The 2,881-nt window shown below is 70.8% G+C and carries 3 protein-coding genes; 1 reads left to right on the forward strand and 2 read right to left on the reverse strand.

Features of this window, described 5'->3' with window-relative positions:
• Together FNH04_RS44090 and dapE are read right to left on the reverse strand one after the other, a co-directional pair.
• A partial coding sequence (locus FNH04_RS44090) for an LOG family protein (RefSeq protein ID WP_152791853.1) occupies positions 1 to 754 on the reverse strand: 754 nt, incomplete at its 3' end.
• A gap of 188 nt (positions 755 to 942) precedes the next feature.
• Entirely contained in the window at positions 943 to 2,025 is a 1,083-nt protein-coding gene (gene dapE / locus FNH04_RS44095) for a succinyl-diaminopimelate desuccinylase (RefSeq protein ID WP_152791854.1), read from the reverse strand.
• Between the two features lie 108 nt (positions 2,026 to 2,133).
• On the opposite strand from dapE, the gene FNH04_RS44100 reads away from it, so the two are divergent.
• A partial coding sequence (locus FNH04_RS44100; RefSeq protein WP_322725626.1) for a heavy metal transporter occupies positions 2,134 to 2,881 on the forward strand: 748 nt, incomplete at its 3' end.

Genomic DNA, 2,881 nt, shown 5'->3' on the forward strand with positions numbered 1-2,881 from the left:
TCCCCGCCTCCTTCGACACCAGCGCCACCGCCTCGTCCACGTCGTCCGTGATGTGGAACAGCAGCAGGTCCTTCTCCGAGGCCTTGCCCTGGGCGATGAGGGTGTTCTTGAGCCAGTCGACCAGGCCGCCCCAGTACTCGGTGCCGAACAGGACGATGGGGAAGCGGGTGACCTTCTGGGTCTGGACCAGAGTCAGGGCTTCGAAGAGTTCGTCCAGCGTGCCCAGGCCGCCCGGCAGGACGACGAACCCCTGGGCATACTTGACAAACATCATTTTTCGGACAAAGAAGTAGCGGAAGTTGAGGCCGATTTCGACATAGGGGTTCAGGCCTTGCTCGAACGGCAGCTCGATACCGAGGCCGACCGAGATACCCCTCGCCTCGCAGGCACCTCTGTTGGCGGCCTCCATGGCACCCGGCCCACCGCCCGTGATGACCGCGAAGCCCGCCTCGACCAGGCCCCGCCCGAGGGCCACCCCCGCGTCGTACTCGGGAGAGTCCACCGGAGTCCGCGCGGAGCCGAACACGCTGATCGCAGCGGGGAGTTCGGCGAGTGTGCCGAAGCCCTCGATGAACTCCGACTGGATGCGCAGGACACGCCAGGGGTCGGTGTGGACCCAGTCGGAGGGGCCGCCCGCGTCCAGCAGCCGCTGGTCTGTGGTGCTCGCCTGCACCTGTCCGCGCCTGCGCAGCACGGGGCCCAACCGCTGCTCCTCCGGTGGCTGCTTCTTGCCCTCGGGATTGCCGGTAGCCATGTGCGCTCCCTCCGTCGTGCCAGGTCGTTCCACCTCAGCGTAGATCGGCACGGGTTACGGACGGGGGACGTGAGCATGTCCGCCACGAACCGCGTTGGCCCGCGTCGGAAACCCGCTGGTCCACGTCGAGGAACGTCATGGTCCACGAAACGGTGTCGGAACGCCATCAGAACGCGGCGGGAACACGGTCAGGACGTCGTCAGCCAGGACCTCAGCCGCTCCTCGCCCGCCAGGATCTTCGCCGTCTCCACCCGCTCGTCGCGCCGGTGCGCCAGGTGCGGGTTGCCTGGGCCGTAGTTCACCGCGGGGACGCCGAGCGCACTGAAGCGGGCCACGTCCGTCCAGCCGTACTTGGGCTGCGGGGTGCCGCCGACCGCAGCGATGAACGCGGCGGCGGCCGGGTGGGAGAGGCCGGGCATGGCCGCACCGCTGTGGTCGTCGACCACGAACTCCTCCACCCCGCAGTCCGCGAAGACCTCGTGGACGTGGGCGAGAGCCTCGTCCTCCGTACGGTCCGGCGCGTAGCGGAAGTTGACCGTCACCACGCACTCGTCGGGGATGACGTTCCCCGCCACCCCGCCCGAGATCCCGACCGCGTTCAGGCCCTCCCGGTACTCCAGGCCGTCGATCACCGGGTGGCGCGGCTCGTACGACGCCAGCCGGGCCAGGACCGGGGCCGCCGTGTGGATCGCGTTGGAGCCCATCCAGCCGCGCGCCGAGTGCGCCCGCTCGCCCCTGGTCTTCAGCAGCACCCGCAACGTGCCCTGACAGCCGCCCTCGACCTGCCCGTCCGAGGGTTCCAGGAGAACCGCGAAGTCGCCCTTCAGCCAGTCGGGGTGGGCCTCGGCCACATGTCCCAGGCCGTTCAGATGCGCGGCGACCTCCTCGTTGTCGTAGAAGACGAAGGTCACGTCCCGGTTCGGTTCCGGGACCGTCGCCGCGATGCGGAGCTGGACCGCCACCCCCGACTTCATGTCGCACGTGCCGCAGCCCCACAGCACGCCGTCCTCGTCGAGCCGCGACGGCACGTTGTCCGCGATGGGGACCGTGTCGATGTGCCCGGCGAGGATCACACGCTCGGCGCGGCCCAGACGCGTACGGGCGACGACGTTGTTGCCGTGGCGGTCGACCGTCAGGTGCGGCAGGGCCCGCAGCGCGCCCTCGATCGCGTCCGCGAGGGGCTTCTCGGTGCCGCTCTCGGAGGGGAAGTCGACAAGCTGCGCGGTCAGCCGTGCGGCGTCCAGCGTGAGGTCAAGCGGGGTTTCGGTCATACGGACGACCCTAGCGCCCGGCGATGTCGTGGCCGGATCCCGCTACCCCGGCCCCGATCTCCGCCAACGCACATCTGGGTGACAGGTGTCTCGAGTAACTTGGACGGCGTGTCAGAGCCGTACCCCCCTTCTCGTTCCCGTCGTCGCCGTGGCCGCCTCCTGCGCAGCGGGGCGGCCATCGTCGTACTGCTCGCGCTCGCGGGCTATCTCACGGTGCAGTACCTCACCGGAGGCACAGGTGCCCCGCGGTGCGAGGTGGTGTCGGGGAAGGGCGACGGCGCGTCGTACGAGTTCACGCCGGAGCAGGCCGCCAACGCGGCGACGATCTCCGCGGTGGGCACCTCGCGGGGCATGCCCGAGCGGGCCGTGACCATCGCCCTCGCGACCGCGCTCCAGGAGTCGGGCCTGCGCAACATCAGCCACGGCGACCGGGATTCACTGGGGCTGTTCCAGCAGCGCCCGTCGCAGGGCTGGGGCACGGAGAAGCAGATCATGGACCCGGCGTACGCGGCGGGCGAGTTCTACGAGCACCTCGCCAAGGTGCCCGGCTACTCGCGGCTGCCGCTGACCGACGCCGCCCAGCGGGTGCAGCGCAGCGGCTTCCCGCAGGCGTACGCCAAGCACGAGCCGGACGCCACGCTGCTCGCCGCCGCCCTGACCGGCCGCGCGGCGGCCACGCTGACCTGCGAGGGGCGCCCCGACGCAACCCCGAACGGCGGCCCGGACGCGGTGCGGGCCGCGCTTCTGCGGGACTTCGGCGGCGATGTGCTGGAGTCGGCCGCGGCGGAGGTGAAGACGGCCTCGGGCTCCACAGGCGGCGCCGCCTCCGCCATGGCCGCCTCCTCCTCCCCCATCC

Origin of the sequence: Streptomyces phyllanthi, assembly GCF_009377205.1 — a bacterium.
Lineage (GTDB): Bacteria > Actinomycetota > Actinomycetes > Streptomycetales > Streptomycetaceae > Streptomyces > Streptomyces phyllanthi.

Bases quoted from the DNA above. Each gene is read 5' to 3' on its own strand.
- dapE (WP_152791854.1), bottom strand. From the start codon at position 2,025: ATGACCGAAACCCCGCTTGACCTCACGCTGGACGCCGCACGGCTGACC.